This window comes from Micromonospora sp. NBC_01392 (genome assembly GCF_045040125.1).
In the GTDB taxonomy this organism is placed as follows: Bacteria; Actinomycetota; Actinomycetes; order Mycobacteriales; family Micromonosporaceae; genus Micromonospora.
In genome coordinates, this window is the sequence record NZ_CP109549.1 from 3,285,398 (window position 1) to 3,303,503 (window position 18,106).

5 protein-coding genes are annotated in these 18,106 nt (G+C 76.8%); all 5 read left to right on the plus strand.

Going from position 1 to position 18,106, the window contains the following annotated elements:
* Positions 1-67: 67 nt before the first annotated feature.
* From OG767_RS14725 to OG767_RS14745, 5 genes are read left to right on the plus strand one after another with little or no spacing between them, the layout of a single operon-like run.
* A complete protein-coding gene (locus OG767_RS14725) occupies positions 68-3,535 on the plus strand; it encodes an AMP-binding protein (RefSeq protein ID WP_405093917.1) in 3,468 nt (1,155 codons plus the stop codon).
* A complete protein-coding gene (locus OG767_RS14730; protein ID WP_405093918.1) occupies positions 3,532-6,795 on the plus strand; it encodes a thioesterase domain-containing protein in 3,264 nt (1,087 codons plus the stop codon). The genes OG767_RS14725 and OG767_RS14730 overlap by 4 nt, the downstream gene beginning before the upstream one ends.
* Positions 6,792-9,098, plus strand: a complete 2,307-nt coding sequence (locus OG767_RS14735; RefSeq protein ID WP_405093919.1) for a lantibiotic dehydratase — start codon at positions 6,792-6,794, stop codon at positions 9,096-9,098. The genes OG767_RS14730 and OG767_RS14735 overlap by 4 nt, the downstream gene beginning before the upstream one ends.
* Positions 9,095-12,607, plus strand: coding sequence for an amino acid adenylation domain-containing protein (locus OG767_RS14740; protein WP_405093920.1), 3,513 nt, complete (start codon positions 9,095-9,097; stop codon positions 12,605-12,607). Before OG767_RS14735 ends, OG767_RS14740 begins: the two co-directional genes overlap by 4 nt.
* 32 nt (positions 12,608-12,639) lie before the next feature.
* On the plus strand, positions 12,640-18,099 hold the full coding sequence (locus tag OG767_RS14745; RefSeq protein ID WP_405093921.1) for an SDR family NAD(P)-dependent oxidoreductase: 5,460 nt from the start codon (positions 12,640-12,642) through the stop codon (positions 18,097-18,099).
* Positions 18,100-18,106 lie beyond the last annotated feature (7 nt).

Below are 18,106 nucleotides of genomic sequence, written 5' to 3' on the forward strand. Positions count from 1 at the left end.
GATCAATGGTCACATTCGTCGATTGCTGCTGCGCGCCCGCCGTCAGTGGAGCACATTCCGTTTCCTGATGGCAGAGACGATGATCATCAATCGTTTCAGCGCGGTCGCAGCGGTCCACGGTGGCCGTCCGGCCCTGCTCGGCGAGACCCACGAGGTCGGTTACGCCGAGTTGGCCGAGACGGCCGGGGGGTACGCTGCCGTGCTCGTCGCCGCCGGTTTCCGGCCCGGCGACCGCATCGCGCTGCTCACCGCGCACGGCGCGCCGACCGTCGCCGCGCTGCTCGGCACGCTGGCCGCCGGCTGCGCGTACGTGCCGCTGGACCCGGGTTTCCCGGTCGCCCGGCTGCGACACATGGTCGCCGCCGCCGACGTCACCGCGGTGGCCTGCGCCGCCGAACACCGCGAACTGGCCCTGACGGTGGCCGACGGTCGTGCCGTGGTGCCCCTGGACGAGGTGCCGCCGGCCCCGCTGCGCCCGGTGCCGGTCGACCCGGACGCGCTGGCGTACGTGCTGTTCACCTCCGGCTCCACCGGCGTGCCCAAGGCGGTCGGGCAGACCCACCGCAACCTGGCCCACGTCGTCGACAACCAGATCGACGCGCTCGACGTCGGCCCGGCCGACCGGCTCAGCCTGCTCGCCTCGTTCAGCTTCGACGCCGCCATCCCGGACCTCTACCCGGCGCTGCTCACCGGCGCTGCCGTCGTCCCGGTCGACCTGCGCCGGCACGGCCTCGCGTACGCGGTGGAGCAGCTCGACCGGCACGGCGTCACCGTGCTGCACTGCACGCCGACCGTCTACCGCTTCCTGCTCGACACGCTCGACGACCGGCGGCTGGCCACCGTGCGCGCGGTGCTGCTCGGCGGGGAACAGGCCACCTGGGCCGACGCGGCCCGCGGCCGGGACCGGTTCGCCGGCGACTGCGTGCTGGTCAACGGCTACGGCGCCACCGAGATGACGTTCGCCGCCCGGCACGTGCTTCCGCTGTCCGAGGTGGACCCGGCCACCGTCGGGCCGCTGCCGGTCGGCCACGCGTTCCCCGGCTACCACCTCGACCTCGCCCCGGGCACCGGCGAGATCGTGGTCCGCAGCCGGCACCTCGCCCCCGGCTACCTCAACCAGGACAGCGACCGGTTCGCCACGGACGCCGACGGGACGCGGTCGTACCGCACCGGCGACCTCGGCGCGCGGCTGCCCGGCGGGGAACTGGTCTGCCTGGGCCGGCTCGACCGGCAGGTCAAGGTGCGCGGGCACCGGGTGGAGCTCACCGAGATCGAGACCGTGCTCGCCGCCCAGCCCGGCGTCGCCGGGGTCCGCGCCATCGCCCGCGACGGCGAGCTGCTCGCGTACGCCCGCCCGGCCGGCGCCCGCCCCGACCCGGCGGCGCTGCGCGCGGCGCTGGCCGCCGCGCTGCCCGACTACGCCGTGCCGCGCGCGGTGGTCGTGGTGGACGAGTTCCCGCTCACCGTCAGCGGGAAGGTCGACGAGCGGGCGCTGCCCGACCCGGTCGTCGAGGTGCCCGCCGGGGCGGCGCCGGCCACCGACACCGAACGCGTCGTGCACGACATCTGGTGCGCGGTGCTGGGCCGCCCGGCGGTCGGCCGCACCGACAGCTTCTTCGACGTGGGCGGGCAGTCGCTGCTGCTGGGCCGGGTGCAGCAGCAGATCGCCGAGCGGTTCGGCGTCCGGCTGCCGATGCTGCGCCTGTTCGACCACCCGACCGTGGCCACCCAGGCGGCGCTGCTCGACGCGCCGCCGGAGGCGGTCCGCGCCCCGGTGCTGCCCGCGCCCGCCGCACCGGTCAGCGCGTCCCGCGAGTACACCGGCGACGAGATCGCCGTGGTCGGGATCGCCGGCCGGTTCCCCGGCGCGCCGGACGTGGCGACGTTCTGGTGGAACCTGTGCACCGGGGTCGACTCGGTGCACGACCACACCGACGAGGAGCTGGCCGCGCTCGGCATCGGGCCCCGGCTGCGCGCCGACCCCCGGCACGTCCGCGCCGCCGGCCGGCTCGACGGGGTGGCCGACTTCGACGCCGAGTTCTTCTCCTTCGGCGCTGACGAGGCCGCCCGCACCGATCCGCAGCACCGGCTCTTTCTGGAGACCGCGTGGGAGGCGCTGGAGGACGCCGGGCACGATCCGCAGCGCTTCCCCGGGCTGGTCGGCGTCTACGCGGCCACCTCCGCCAACCGGTACTTCCTGTTCCATCTGATGGACAACCCGGCGGTGGTCGGCGACGTCGACCCGGACGACTGGGAGGCGCGGCTGGTCGGCCGGCAGTTCCCCGACCACCTGCCCGGCCAGGTCGCCTACCGGCTCGGCCTGACCGGGCCGGCGCTGGCCGTGCAGAGCGCCTGCTCCAGCTCGCTGGTCGCGGTCTGCCTGGCCGCGCAGAGCCTCGCCGACTACCAGTGCGACCTGGCGCTGGCCGGCGGATCCACGGTCATGTGGCCCCGGCACCGGGCCACGCCGGGCGGGCTCGCCTCCCCGGACGGCCGGTGCCGTGCCTTCGACGAGGCCGCGGAGGGCTCCGGGTTCGGCTCCGGCGCGGGCGTCGTCGCGTTGCGCCGGCTCGCCGACGCGCAGGCCGACGGCGACCGGATCTACGCGATCCTGCCCGGGTGGGCGGTCACCAACGACGGCCCGGACCGGGCCGGTTTCGCGGTGCCCGGCCCGGCCGGGCAGGCCGCCGCCGTGGCCAACGCGCTCGCCACCGCCGAGGTCGCCCCGGGCGAGGTCCGCCTCGTCGAGGGGCACGGCAGCGGCACGCCGCTCGGTGACGCCATCGAGGTGGCCGCGCTGCACGAGGTGTACGCCGGCGCCGCGCCGGCCGAGACGTGCGCGCTCGGCTCGGTGAAGACGAACATCGGCCACCTCGACGCCGCCGCCGGCGTCGCCGGGCTGATCAAGACCGTGCTGGCCGTCCGGCACGGCGTGATCCCGCCGAACCTGCACTTCACCCGCCCGCACCCGGAGATCGACCTGGCCGCCGGCCCGTTCTACGTGCCCACCAAGGCCCGGGACTGGCCGGACGGCGGACGCCGGGTGGCCGGGGTGAGCGCGTTCGGCCTGGGCGGCACGAACGCGCACGTGGTGGTGGAACAGCCGCCGCCGGTCGAGCCGGCCGACCCGCCGGGGGAGGGGCCGTGGCTGCTGCCGGTCTCCGCGCGTACGCCGGCGGCGTTGCGGGCCGCGCTGGTCCGGCTGCGCACCCACCTGGCCGGCACCGCGCCGGCGCTGCCCGAGGTGGCCGCCACGCTGGCGCTCGGCCGCCGGCCGTTCGCGCACCGTGCGGCGGTGGTCGCCGCCGACCTGCCCGCCGCGTTGTCCGCGCTGGACGTGCTGCTCGACACCGACGCCCGGCTCGCCGGTGACGCCGGGCCGCTGCGCGAGACGGCCGCCGACTGGGTGGCCGGCCACGACATCGACTGGGACGCCCTGCACCCCGAGGGCACGGTCCGGCGTACCGGGCTGCCCACCTACCCGTTCCAGCGCCGCCGGCACTGGATCGACCCCGTGCAGAGAGGTCCGCGGTGAACTGGTTCGCCTCCACCGGAAGCCGCCCCGAGGCGCCGGTGCAGTTGTTCTGCCTGCCCTACGCCGGCGCGGGCGCCAGCGCGTTCCGGCACTGGCCGGCCGCGTTCGGTCCCGACGTCGAGGTGCTGCCGGTGCAGTTGCCCGGCCGGGAGAAGCGGATCAGCGAGGACCCGCACTTCACCGTCGCCGAGGTCACCGACGCCATCGCCGCCCGGGCCGACCGCCCGTACGCGATCTACGGCCACTCGATGGGCGGCCGGCTCGGGTTCGACGTGGTCCGCAAGCTGCGCCGTACCGGCCGTCCGCTGCCGCTACGGCTCTACGTCGGGGGCGCCCGCGCGCCGCACATCACCGAGCCGGGCGGCTTCATCGGGCTGTCCCGGGTCAGCGACGACGAGCTGCTGCGCCGCCTCAGCGACGGCGGCGGCCTCCCCGCCGAGGCGTTCAACCACCCGGAGCTGCTGGAGCTGATGCTGCCGCTGCTACGCGCCGACTTCGGCCGGGTCGACGACTACCGCCACGTCCCGGAGGATCCGCTGCCGGTGCCGATCGTGGCGTTCGGCGGCGACGCGGACGCGGCGGTCACCCGCGCCCAGACCGCCGCCTGGGGCGAGCACACGGCGGCCGGGTTCACCATGCACGAGCTGTCCGGCGGGCACTTCTTCCTGCACGACCGGCTCGCCGAGATGGCCGCGCTGATCCGGGCCGACCTGGCCGCCGCGCCCGGCGCCACGACCGCCGCGCCCGGCGCCACGACCGCCGCGCCCGGCGCCACGACGACAGCGCCCGGCGGCCTGACCACCGCTACCGGCACCTCGACCACCGCGCCCGGCGTCGCCGCCGCCGGGCCCGGCACCTCGACCGCCCGCGCCGGAACCCCGGACGCGGGTCCGGGCCCGGTGCGCGCCGTCGGCCGCGGGACCGCCGGCGGTGCGCACCGGGTGCCGCTCGGGGACACCGGATGGTCCGTGTGGCGCGACGCGATGCTGCGGACCACCGGCTTCCCCGCCGACGGGCTGGTGGCGCTGAGCGCGCCCCGGGCCGCCGCCGCCGCTGACGCGCTGCTGGCCACCGGCACCGGCGAGGAACGGTTCGACACGGAGTTCGACGAGGCGGTGCGCGCCGGCGCCGCCCGGCTCAGCGCGTTGGCCGCCGACCCGCTGCTGCGCGAGGCGGTCACCTGGCAGAACCGGGGCGCCCTGGTCGCGTTGGACGGGCTGGCGCGTGGCGGCGCCGACGCGCCCCGCAACGTGCGGCGACGGGACCGGGAACGGGCGCTGCTGAAGTACTGGCAGCGCTACTGCGGCAAGAACGAGACGGTCGGGTTCTTCGGGCCGGCCTGCTGGGTCACCGTCGACCCCGACCAGCCGGAGGTTGCCCTGGTCAACCCCGGGGAAGGGCTGACCGGGCGACGGTGGGTGTGGTTCGAGTCCTGGGCGCTGGCCGCGTACGCCGACCGGCTCGGCGCGGACCTGGCGGTCCGCCGTTGGTGGCCGCCGATGCTCCGGCCGCACCTGGCGATCCGGGACCGGGACGTGCTCCGGCCCGGCCGCCCGCCGCTGACGCTGACCCCGGTCGAGGCGGCGCTGCTGCGGGCCGCCGACGGCCGCCGCCACGCCGCCGCCCTGGTCACCGACCCGGCGATCGGGCTGCGCCGGCCCGAGGACGGCTACGCGCTGCTCGACCGGCTGGTGGAACGGGAGCTGATCACCTGGGACGCGGCGCTGCCGGTGAGCCCGGACGCCGAGCGGGTGCTGGCCGAGCGGATCGCGGCGATCGGTGACGAGCCGGCCCGCGCCACCGCCCGCGCCGGCTTCGACCGGCTGTGCGCCGCCCGCGACGCGGTGGCCACGGCGGCCGGCGACCCGGACTCGCTGCGCGCCGCGCTGGACGCCCTCGACGCCACGTTCACCGAGCTGACCGGCGTGCCGGCGGTGCGCCGCGCCGGCCAGATGTACGCCGGCCGCACCATCTGCTACGAGGACACCGCCCGCGACCTGGACGTGGTCTTCGGCGCCCCGCTGCTGGCCGAGCTGGCCGCCCCGCTCGACGTGCTGCTGCGCGCCGCCCGCTGGCTGGCCAACGCGCTCGCCGACGCGTACCTGGCGGTGCTGCGCGGCCTGCACGACGAGCTGCGCGCCGAGTCCGGTGGCCCGGTGGCGCTGGCCGACCTGTGGTTCCTGGCCCAGGGCCTGTTCTGGGGCGGCGGCGAACGGCCCGTCGACGCGGTCGCCGCCGACTTCGCCGCCCGGTGGGCCGGCCTGTTCGGCCTGGACACGCTGCCCGCCGGCACCACCGACGTGCGGCTGCGCGCGGCCGACCTGGCCGAGAAGATCGACACGGTCTTCCCGGGCGACCGGCCGACCTGGTCCAACGCCGCCATGCACAGCCCCGACCTGCAGATCTGCGCCACCGACGAGGCGGCGCTGCGGCGCGGCGACTACACCGTGGTGCTCGGCGAACTGCACGCGGCCTGGTCCTCGTTCGACTGCGCGGTCTTCACCCCGTCGCACCCGGACGTGGAGCGGCTGCGCGACGCGCTGGCGGCGGACCTCGGTGAGCGGCGGGTCCGGCTGCTGTTCCCGGCCGACTGGCCGCGCCGCACCAGCCGCACCGCCGAGTCGCTGACCGGCCCGACCGACCGGCAGCTCGCCTTCCTCGACGCGCCCGGCGCGGACCCGGCCCGGGTGCTGTCCACCGTGGATCTCACCGTCGACGACGTGGCCGGCGAACTGGTCGCCACCGCCTCGGACGGGCAGCGCTGGCCGCTCGCGGAGATCTTCGCCGAGCCGTTCAGCGCGCACGCCGTGGACGGCTTCAAACTGGTCGCCGCCGCGCCGTACACGCCGCGGATCACGGTGGACCGGCTGGTGGTGGCGCGGCAGACCTGGCGGACCACGGTCGGGGAGAGCGGCCTGGCCGCCGTCACCGGCGAACGGCAGCGGTTCCTGGCCGTGCGCGACTGGCGTCGCCGGCTCGGGCTGCCCGAGCAGGTCTACGTCAAGCTCGGCACCGAGACCAAGCCGTGCTTCGTGGACCTGGCCGCGCCGGGGTTCGCCGCGATGCTCTGCGCGCTGGTGCGCGCCGCCCGGGTCGACGGCGGCGACGACGTCTCGCTCACGGTCAGCGAGATGCTGCCCGGCCCGGAGCAGGCGTGGGTGCCCGACGGCGCGGGGCGCCGCTACTTCAGCGAGCTTCGCCTGCACCTCACCGACACCGGAGCGCTCGGCACCGACAGCGGAGTGGAGGACGCGCGATGAGCCATCTGCTGCCCCTGGGCACGACCGGCTGGTCGGTGTGGCGCGACGTGGTGCTGCGGACCGCCGGGTTCCCGGCCGCCGGTCTGGACCGGTTCGCCGCGCCCGGGTGCGCGGTCGCCGCGGACGCGCTGCTGGCGGGCGCGAGCAGCGCCGAGGTGTTCGACAAGACGCTGCGGGAGGCGTTCGCCGAGTCGTCCGCGGTGGCCGGCGAACTCGCCGCCGACCCGCTGCTGCGCGAGGCGGTCACCTGGCAGAACCCGGACATGCTCATCGCGTTGGACGGTCTGCTGCGCACCGACCCGCAGGTGCGCAACGTGCGCCGGCGCAAGCGGGAGCTGAGCCTGTTGCGCTACTGGCAGCGGTACTGCGGCAAGGCGGAGACCATCGGCTTCTTCGGCCCGGTCTGCTGGGGCACGTTCGACCCGGCCGTGCCCGGTGTACGGACCGTGCCGGGCGCCGCGCTGGTGCGCCGCCGCCGGGTGTTCTTCGAGGCGTGGGCGCTCATCGCGTACGCCGACCGGCTCGCCGACGACCTGGCGGTGCGCCGCTGGTGGGCGCCGGCGCGGCAACCGCACCTGACCGTGGTCGGGCGGGAGCTTCGCTGGCCGCTGCACCCGCCGATCGCGCTGACGCCGGTCGAGGCCCGGCTGCTCGCCGCCGCCGACGGGCGTACCCCGGCGGTCGAGCTGGCCGAGCGGCTGTACGCCGAGGGCGCGGTACACGGCGTCGACGACGTCTACCTGCTGCTCGACCGGTGGGTGGAACGCGGCCAGTTGAGCTGGGGCGCGAACCTGCCGGTCGCCCCGGACGCGGAGGACGTGCTCGCGGCGCGGATCGCCGCGATCGGCGACGAGCCGGTGCGCGCCGCCACGGCGGCCGAGTTCGACCGGCTCCGCGCCGCCCGCGACGAGGTGGCCGCCGCGGCCGGCGACCCGGACCGGCTCGGCGCCGCGCTCGCCGCGCTCAACGCCGGGTTCACCGCCGTCACCGGCCGTCCGGCCACCCGCAACAGCGGACAGATGTACGCCGGCCGCACCATCTGCTACGAGGAGACCGCCCGTGACCTGGACTTCCAGGTCGGCGCCGCGGTCACCGAGGCGCTCGCCGAGCCGCTCGCGGTGGTGCTGCGCACGGCCCGCTGGTTCACCGTCGAGGTCGCCGAGCGCTGCGCCGGGCTCTTCACCGAGCTGCACGAGGAGCTGGCGACCGGCGGAGAGCCGGTGCGGCTGGCCGACCTGTGGCTGCTGGCCCAGGGCACGCTGATCGCGTCGGACGGCCCGATCGCCGGGGCCGGCGCGGAACTCACCCGCCGGTGGGCCGAGCTGTTCGACCTGCGTGACCTGCCCGCCGACCAGGCGGAGCTGCGGGTCCGCGCGGCGGACCTGGCCGGGCGGGTGGCGGAGCTGTTCCCGGCGTCGGGGCCCGGCTGGCCGTCGGCCCGGCTGCACAACCCGGACGTCCAGCTCAGCGCCGCGTCCCCGGAGGCGGTCGCGCGGGGCGACTTCCTGCTCGTGCTCGGTGAGCTGCACCCGGCCACCGTCGCGTTCGACAGCGCGGTGCTCAGCCCGTTCCACAGCGACCCGGCGGCGTTGCGCGCCGACCTCGACGCCGACCTGGGCCCGGTGCGGCTGCGGGTGCTGTGGCCGGAGAGCTTCCCCCGGCGGACCACCCGCACCACGTACGCGCTGACCGGCCCGGCGGACCGCCAGCTCGGCATCGACACCGCGCACGGCGCCGACGCCGACCGCCTGGTCCCGGCCACCGCGGTGCTGGTGGAGCGCGCCGGCGACCGGCTCACCGCGGTCTTCCCCGACGGCGCCCGCTGGCCGCTGATGGAGGTCTTCGCCACGCTGCTCGGCTCGCTGCTGCTGGACGCGTTCAAGCTGTTCGGCGCCGCGGCGCACACGCCCCGGATCACCATCGACCGGCTGGTGGTGGCGCGGCGCACCTGGCGCACCACGGCCGGCGCGTGCGGGCTCGGCGGTCACGCCGACGAGACCGCCCGCTACCTGGCGGTACGCCGTTGGCGGGCGGCCACCGACCTGCCCGAGCGGGTGTTCGTCAAGATCGGCACCGAGATCAAACCCTGCTACGTGGACCTGACCGGCCCGCTGTACGCGCAGTCGCTCTGCGCCATGGTGGACGCCGCGCTGCGCACCGGCCCGGACGTGCCGGTGGTGGTCTCCGAGCTGCTGCCGGCCCCCGACGAGGCGTGGGTGCCCGACGCCCGGGGCCGCGGCTACGTCAGCGAACTCCGCCTCCAGATCACCGATCCGGCCGAGCACCTGGGAGCACACCGGTGACCCACACCCTGACCGTCAGCGCCGTCTCCGGGCCGGACCTGCCCTGGCCGGACGCCACCCTCGCCGACCTGATCACCGACCGGGCGGCCCGCGTCCCGGACGCGGTGGCGGTACGCCAGTGGGACACCCGGCTCACCTACCGGCAGCTCGTCGACCGGGCCGCCGGGGTGGCCGCCGCGCTGCGCGCGCACGGTGTCGGCCGCGGCGACCGGGTCGGGGTGTGCGGCGCGCGTACCCCCGACCTGGTGGTCACCGTGGTCGGCGTGCTGCTGGCCGGCGCCGCGTACGTGCCGCTGGAGCCGGGCGGCCCGCGTGACCGGCTGCGGGAGATCGTCCGCGACGCGGACATCCGGGTGGTGGTCGGCGACGCGGCGGCGGCCGAGTTCGGCGACGAGCCCGGCGTCGAGGCGCTCGGCCTGCCCGACCCGGCCCCGCTCGCGCCCTGCCCGGCCCGCCCCGGCGACCCGGCGTACGTGCTGTTCACCTCCGGCTCCACCGGCCGCCCCAAGGGCGTGCTCACCACGCACCGCAACGCGGTCCAGTTCGTCACCGGCGTCACGGCGCTGACCGGCGCGGACGCGACCACGCGCAGCCTCGGCATCGCCTCGCTCGGCTTCGACGCGGCCACCATGGACCTGTTCGTGCCGCTGATCCTCGGCGGCACGGTGCAGCTGCTCGGCGCCGACGACCGGGCCGACCCGGTGCGGCTCGCCCGGTTCGTCGCCGCGCACGAGGTGAACTGGGGGTTCGTCACCCCCACCGTGCTGGCCCTGCTCGACCCGGCGGACCTGCCGTCGTGGCGGGTGCTGCTCTGCGGCGGCGAGGCGGTCCCGGCCGAACTGGCCGCCCGCTGGGCGCCCGGCCGGCGGTTCCTCAACGGCTACGGCCCGACCGAGACCACCGTGCTGGTGGTCCTCGGCGACCTCACCCCGGCCGACGCCGACCCGGCGCCGATCGGCCGCCCGCTGGCCAACCACCGCGCGTACGTGGTCGACGCCGACCTGCGGCCGGTGCCGCCGGGGGAGACCGGTGAGCTGCTGATCGGCGGGCCGGGTCTGGCCGACGGCTACCTCAACCGGCCCGGCCTGACCGCCGAGCGGTTCGTGCCCGACCCGTTCGGCGCGGTCCCCGGCGAGCGGCTCTACCGCACCGGCGACCTGGTCCGGCAGGCGCCGGACGGCCGGATCGTCTACCTCGGCCGGGCCGACCGGCAGGTCAAGGTGCGCGGCCAGCGCATCGAGCTGGGCGAGATCGAGGCGGTGCTGGCCGACCACCCCGGCGTCGAGCGGGCCGCCGTGGAGGCGCTGCCCGGCCCGGCCGGCACCGAGCTGGTCGCGTTCCTCACTCCGGCCGGCGCGCCGGACGACGACGCGCTGCGGGCGTACGCCGAGCAGCGGCTGACCAGCGCGATGCTGCCGGCCCGGACGGTGCGGCTGGCCGCGCTGCCGGCCAGCCCGGTCACCGGCAAGCTGGACCGGTCCGCGCTGCGCGAGCTGGCCACGGCCGCCGCGCCGGCCCACGACGTGCCCGACGACCTGCCCGACGGCGGCGACCCGGTGGCGGCGGCGGTCCGGCGGGTCTGGACCCGGCTGCTCGGCGCGGCCCCCACCCCGGACGCCGACTTCCTCGCCGCCGGCGGCAACTCGATCGCCGCGATGCGGCTGGTCGCCGCGCTGCGCGCGGAGACCGGCCGGCAGGTGGACACCCGGGTGCTGTTCACCGACCGCACGTTCGCCGCGCTGGTGGACCGGGTCCGGGCCGCCGACCCGGCCGGCGGCGACGGGCTGACCACCGGTAACCCGCCCACGCTGTCGCCGCCGCAGCGGCGGCTGTGGTTCATGGACCAGCTCGCGCCGTCCAGCGCGCCCTACAACATCGCGGTCGCGCACCGGCTGCGCGGGCCGCTCGACACCGGCGCGCTCGGCGCCGCGCTGCGCGCCGTGGCCGAGCGCCACGACGTGCTGCGCTGGCGCATCCCGCAGCAGGGCGGCGTGCCGTACGCGGTCCGCGAGGAACCGACCGACGTGGCCGTGCCGGTGGTCGACCTGACCACCGCCGCCGACCCGGACACCGAGCTGGCCACCATGCTCACGGCCGGCGCCGGGCACGCGTTCGACCTGGCCACCGGCCCGCCCTGGCAGGTCACCGCCTACCGGCTCGCGGCCGAGGAGCACGTGCTGGCGGTGACCGTGCACCACGCGGTCTTCGACGGCTGGTCCGAGGCGCTGCTCTACGACGAGCTGGCCGCCGCGTACGCCCGCGCGCTCGGCCGGCCGACGCCGGGCCGCCCGCCGCTGCCCGCCACGTACGCCGACTACGCGGTCTGGCGGGAAGAACGCGACAGGCGTCGGGGCGAGGCCGACCTGGCCTGGTGGACCGGGCACCTGGCCGGCGCGCCGACCGTGCTGGAGCTGCCCCGCGACCGGCCCCGCCCGGCCGTGCAGACGTACGCCGGCGCGGAGGCAGCGGTCCGGCTGGACGCCGCCGCCGACCGGGCGGTACGCGACCTGGCCGCCCGGCGCGGCACGACCGTCGCGGCGGTGCTGCTGGCCGGCTTCGGTGAGCTGCTGCGCCGGCTCACCGGCGGCGACGACCACGTGCTCGGCGCGATCGTCGCGGACCGGCGGCTGGCCGCGTTCGACGAGGTGATCGGCTTCTTCATCGACACCGTGCCGGTGCGGGTGCGCGCCGGCGGCAGCTTCGCCGCGCAGGTCGACCGGTGCGCCGCCGAGCTGCACGAGGTCACCGCGCATCCGGGCGCGCCGCTGGAACGCCTCGTCGAGGCGCTCGGCGTCGGCCGGGACACCTCCCGCGCCCCGCTGGTGCAGGTGCTGTTCAACGTGCTCAACTTCGTCCCGCCCCGGCTGGCGCTGGCCGACCTGACCGTCGAGCCGGTGCCGGTGCCGAAGCCCGGCTCGCCGTTCGACCTGACCGTCTACGTGGTGGAGCGGGACGGGCGGGCCGGCGTCGAGGTGGTCTACAACCCGGACCTGTTCGACGGCGACCGGATCACCGCGCTGCTGGCCGACCTGGCCGCCCTGGTCGGCGCGCTCGCCGCCGACCCGGACGTGCCGGCCGGTGAGGTGGCCCCCGAGCTGCCCCGTCCGGCGGTCCGGGTGGCCGCGTTGGGCGCGATGACGGTGGCCGCCGCCGAGCCGGCCCGGGCGCCGCTGCCGGTCGGGTCGGACGCGCTCACCGGGACCGAGGAGCTGATCGCCGGCATCTGGCGGGACGTGCTCGACCGGGAGACGGTCGGCGTCACGGACAACTTCTTCGACATCGGCGGCCACTCGATGGCGCTCGCCGCCGTGCACGCCCGGCTCGTCGAGGCCACCGGCCGCTCGATCACCATGCTCGACCTGTTCCGCCACCCGACCGTGCGGGCGCTCGCCGCCAGCCTCGACGGCGCCGCCGACCGGCCGGAGCTGGCCCGCGCCGCGATGCGCGCGGCCGCCCGGCGGGGCCGCGCCCGCCGTACCCCGCCACCCCGCCGACCGCACCAGCCGTGATGCCGCAACCCCTTGTGAATGAAGGACCTCCCATGCAGAACGACATTTCCGCCGCCGACGACGGCGTCGAGCCCATCGCGATCGTCGGGCTGGCCGCCCACCTGCCCGGCGCGGCCGACATCGACGAGTTCTGGCGCAACCTGGTCGACGGGGTGGAGTCGACGACCGAGCTGACCCGCGAGGAGCAGCTCGCCCGGGGCGTCAGCGCCGACGAGGTCGACGACCCGAGCTGGGTGAACCGGGCCCCGCTCGTCGACGGCTACGACGAGTTCGACGCCGGCCTGTTCGGGATGACCGCCCGCGAGGCCGAGACCACCGACCCGCAGCACCGGCTGTTCCTGGAGACCTGCTACACCGCGTTGCAGGACGCCGGCTACGACCCGGGCCGCTACGAGGGCGCGGTCGGCGTCTACGCCGGCAGCGGCGGCACCACCTACCTCAACCGCTACGTGCTGCGCAACAAGCGCGTCGGCGGCAACCCGCACGGCGCGGTCTCCATCGCCACCGGCAACTCGCCGAACTACGTGGCCACCAACGTGTCGTACCGGCTGGACCTGCGCGGCCCGAGCATGACCGTGCACACCGCCTGCTCGACCTCGCTCGTCGCGTTCCACCTGGCCTGCGAGGCGCTGCGCAACGGCGAGTGCGACATGGCGCTCGCGGGCGGCGTCAACATCGAGCTGCCGCACGCCGGCTACCTGGGCATGGACGGCTTCACCTCGCCGGACGGCCGGTGCCGGCCGTTCGACGCCGACGCCAACGGCACGGTGTGGGGCAGCGGTGTCGGCGTCACGCTGCTCAAGCGACTCTCCGACGCGATCGCCGACGGCGACACGATCCGCGCGGTGGTGCTCGGCAACGCGATCAACAACGACGGCGCCGGCAAGGTCGGCTTCACCGCCCCCAGCATCGACGGGCAGATGGAGGCCGTCGCCCAGGCCGTCGGGCTGGCCGGGATCGACCCGCGCACCATCAGCTACGTCGAGGCGCACGGCACCGGCACCGCGCTGGGCGACCCGATCGAGGTCGCCGCGCTCTCCGCCGTCTACACCAAGGACACCGACGACCGGGGCTGGTGCGGCATCGGCTCGGTGAAGTCCAACATCGGCCACCTCAGCCAGCCCTCCGGCATCGTCAGCGTGATCAAGACGGTGCTGGCCATGGAACACGGGCTGATCCCGCCGACCATCAACTACGAGTCGCCGAACCCGGCCATCGACTTCGCCGACACCCCGTTCTACGTGGCGAACACGCTGACCAAGTGGGACGCCGAGGGCGGGCCGCGCCGGGCCGGGGTCAGCTCGTTCGGCATCGGCGGCACCAACGCGCACGTGGTGCTGGAGGAGGCGCCGGCCGCGTACCGGTCCGAGCGGCGGGTGCGTCCGGCGCACCTGCTCCAGGTGTCGGCGAAGACCCCGACCGCGCTGGACACCGCCGTGCGCGACCTCGCCGACCACCTGGAGCGCGCCACCGCCGGCGGCCCCGACCTGCTCGCCGACGTCGCGCACACGCTGCGCGTCGGCCGTCAGCGGTACGCCCACCGCGCCGCCGTGGTCGCCGGTGACCCGCAGACCGCCGCCGCCGCGCTGCGGGACAAGCGCAAGGCGCACCGGGGCGTCGCCGACGGTCCGGCCCCCCGGGTGGCGTTCCTGTTCAGCGGGCAGGGCTCGCAGTACGCCGGCATGGGCGCCGAGCTGTACGCCGAGGACCCGGCGTTCGCCGCCGCCGTGGACGAGTGCGCCGAGCTGCTCCGCCCCGAGCTGGGCCTGGACATCCGGGACCTGATCCTGGGCCGGGACCCGGAGGCGGCGACGAAGCTCACCGAGACCCGCTGGACCCAGCCGGCCCTGTTCACCGTCGAGTACGCGCTGGCCGCCGCCTGGCGGGCCGCCGGCGTCACCCCGGCCGCGATGGTCGGCCACTCGATCGGCGAGTACGTCGCCGCCACGCTCGCCGGCGTGCTCGACCTGGCCGACGCGCTGCGGGTGGTGGCCGCCCGGGGCCGGCTCATGCACGCGCTGCCGGCCGGGTCCATGCTGGCCGTCACGCTCGACGAGTCGGCGGTGGCCGAGCGGCTGCCCGAGGGCCTGTCGGTGGCGACCGTGAACGGCCCCGGCACCTGCGTGGTGGCCGGCGAGACCGCGCTGGTCGAGGCGTTCGCGGAGAGCCTGGGCAGCAAGCAGAAGTCGAAGCTGCTGCGCACCTCGCACGCGTTCCACTCGCCGATGATGGACCCGATCCTGGACGAGTTCACCGCGTTGATGGCGAGCGTGCCGCTGCGCGCGCCGGTGGTGCCGTTCGTGTCCAACGTGACCGGCACCTGGATCACCGAGGCGGAGGCCACCGACCCGGCGTACTGGGCCGCGCACCTGCGCCGGCCGGTCCGCTTCGGCGCGTGCGTGGCCACGCTGCTCGCCGAGGGCACCTGGGCGCTCGTCGAGTGCGGCCCCGGGCGGCAACTGGCCAACCTGGCCCGGATGCAGGTCGCGAAGGCCGGCGAGGCGCAGCGCGCGCTCACCCCGCTGGGCAGCCTGCCCGGCCCGGGGGAGCCGGTCGGTGACCTGGCCACGCTGCTCGGCACCGCCGGCGCGCTCTGGTGCGCCGGCGTGCCGGTGACGCTCGCCGTCGACCCCGACGCGCGGCGGGTGCCGCTGCCCACGTACCCGTTCGAGCGTCGCCGCTACTGGGTCGAGCCGGACCCGGTGGAGCAGGTGGCGGCGGCCCCGGCCGAGACCGGCCCCCGTCCGCTGCCGGAGTGGTTCGCGGTGCCGGTGTGGCGGCAGGCCGCGCCGGCCCGGACCGTCGAGCCGCTGGGCCGGTGCCTGGTGCTGGCCGACGGTCCGCGCGGCGAGGCGCTCGTCGCGGCGTTGCGGGCCGCCGGCGACGACCCGGTCGAGGTACGCGTCGGCGGCGTGTTCGCCGCCACCGCCAACGGCTTCCGGCTGCGCCCCGGCGTCCGCGAGGACGCCGAGGCGCTGGTCGCCGCGCTCGGCGCGGACCTGCCCCGGCGGATCGTGCACGCGTTCGCGTTGGACGGCGAGCCGGCCGGCACCGACATCGCCGCCGCCTGGGCCGCCCAGGAGCGCGGCTTCTTCGGCGCGCTGCACCTGGTGCAGGCGCTCGCCGGCGCCGGCCTGACCAGCGACGAGGCGGGCGTCCGACTCGACCTGGTCACCGCCGGCATCGGCGACGTGCGCGGCGACGACCTGGTCCGGCCGGAGCACGCCGCGCTGGCCGGTCTGGCCCGGGTGCTGCCGGCCGAGCTGCCCGGCCTGACCGTCCGGCTGCTCGACGCCGACCCGGCGGCGCGCGGCGTGGCCGCCCTCGCGGTGGAGCTGCGCAGCCCGGTCGACCCGGAGCACCCGGAGGTGGCGCTGCGCCGCGACCGGCGCTGGGTGGGCGGCTACGAGCAGGTGACCGTGGCCGCCGAGGACGAGCCGGGCGTGCTGCGCGAGGAGGGCCGCTACCTGATCACCGGCGGGCTCGGCGGCATCGGCGTCACGCTGGCCGAGGACTTCGCCCGCCGGGCCCGCGCCAAGCTGGTGCTGCTGGCCCGCTCCGGTCTGCCCGAGCGCGACGACTGGGACGCGCACCTGGCGGTGCACGGCGGCGCCGACCGGGCCGGCCGGGCCATCGCGGCGATCCGCCGGATGGAGGCGGCCGGCGCCGAGGTGCTGGTGCTCGCCGCGGACGTCACCGACGCGGACGACCTGCGCCGGGTACGCGCGGAGGCGGAGCGCCGGTTCGGCGGCCTGGACGGCATCGTGCACGCCGCCGGTCTGCCCGGCGGCGGCATGGCCGAGGTCAAGGAGCGGGCCGAGGCGGAGCGGGTGCTCGCCCCGAAGCTGGCCGGCACGCTGGCCCTGGCCCAGGTCTTCGGCGACCTGCCGCTGGACTTCGTGGTGCTCTGCTCGTCGATCACGGCGGTGATCGGCGGCTTCGGTCAGGTCGACTACTGCGCCGCGAACAACGTGCTGGACGCGTTCGCGCGCTCCGGCGCCGGGTTCCGCGCGCCGGTGGTGTCGCAGAACTGGGGCGGCTGGGCGGAGGTCGGCATGGCCGTGGAGACGGCCGCGCCGGCCGCGTTCCGGGCCGCCGGTCGGGACACCCTGACCAGCCCGGTCACCCACCCGGTGCTGACCACCATGGTCACCGGCCCGGACGGCGTCGTGCTGCACGGCCTGGTCGCGGCCGACACCCACTGGCTGCTCGACGAGCACCGGATCGGCGGGGTGCCGGTGGTGCCGGGCACCGCCCACCTGGAGTCGGTGCGCGCCGCCGTGGTCGCCGCGCTGCCCGCGCCGACCCCGGACGCCGCGGTGGAGCTGCGTGACGTGGTCTTCCTGGAGCCGTTCTCGGTGCCGGACGGCACCGTCGCGCAGTACCGGGTGGAGCTGGCCCCGACCGAGGAGGGCGTGGACTTCACCGTGGCCAGCCTCGCCGCCGGGCGGCTGCGCGCCCACGTGCGGGGCACGGCCGGCTGGACCACCGAGCCCGCGCCGCCGGCCGCCCCGGCCGAGGTGGCCGGCCGGCGGGTCGACGACGACGCCTCGTTCGGCCGGGGCCGCACCAGCATGCTCACGTTCGGGCCGCGCTGGGCGGCGCTGGCCGAGCACCACCTCGCCGACGGCGAGGAGTTGGCCCGGGTGGAGGCGCCCGCCGCGGCGCTGGCCGACCTGCCGTCCTGGGGGATGCACCCGGCGCTGCTCGACGTGGCCACCGCGTTCGGCCGGGGGCAGGGCGACGGCACGTACCTGCCGCTGTCGTACGGCCGGATCACGGTGCGCGGGACGCTGCCGGCGACGTTCCACAGTCACCTGCGGCACCGGCCGGCCGCCACCGACGAGGTGGTCGCCGCCGACCTGTCGCTGCGCGACCCGGACGGTCGGGAACTGGTCGCGATCAGCGACTTCGTGCTGCGCCGGGTCGACCAGAGCGCGGTCACCGGCAACCTCGCCGAGGCCCCGGCGACGGCCGACGCGCCGGACGCGGTCACCGAGGACATCCGGCCGGTCGACGGCGCGGAGGCGTTCCGCCGCAGCCTCGGCGCGGGCCTCGGCGCGCAGGTGGTGATCGCCACCCGCACGGTCGCCGACATCCGGCGTCGGGCGGCCCGGGTCACCACGGACAGCCTGGCGGAGGAGGCCGACGCCCCGGTCGTCGCGTCGGCCGCCACCGGCGGCGGCTCGGCCGCCCCGCGTACCGAGCTGGAGAAGACCGTCGCCCAGGTGTGGCAGGACGGCCTCGGCGTCACCGACGTCGGCGTGGACGACGACTTCTTCGCCCTCGGCGGCAACTCGCTGGTCGCCGTGCAGCTCATCGCCGCGATGCGCAAGGCGACCGGGGTGCGGCTGCCGATGCGCAGCCTCTTCGAGACCCCCACCGTGGCCGGCCTGGCGGCCCGGATCGAGGAGCTGCGCGCCGAGGCGCCCGCCGACCAACCGGCCGCCCCGGCGGCGATCCCGGCCATTCCGCGGCTGCCCCGCGGCTGACATCCCC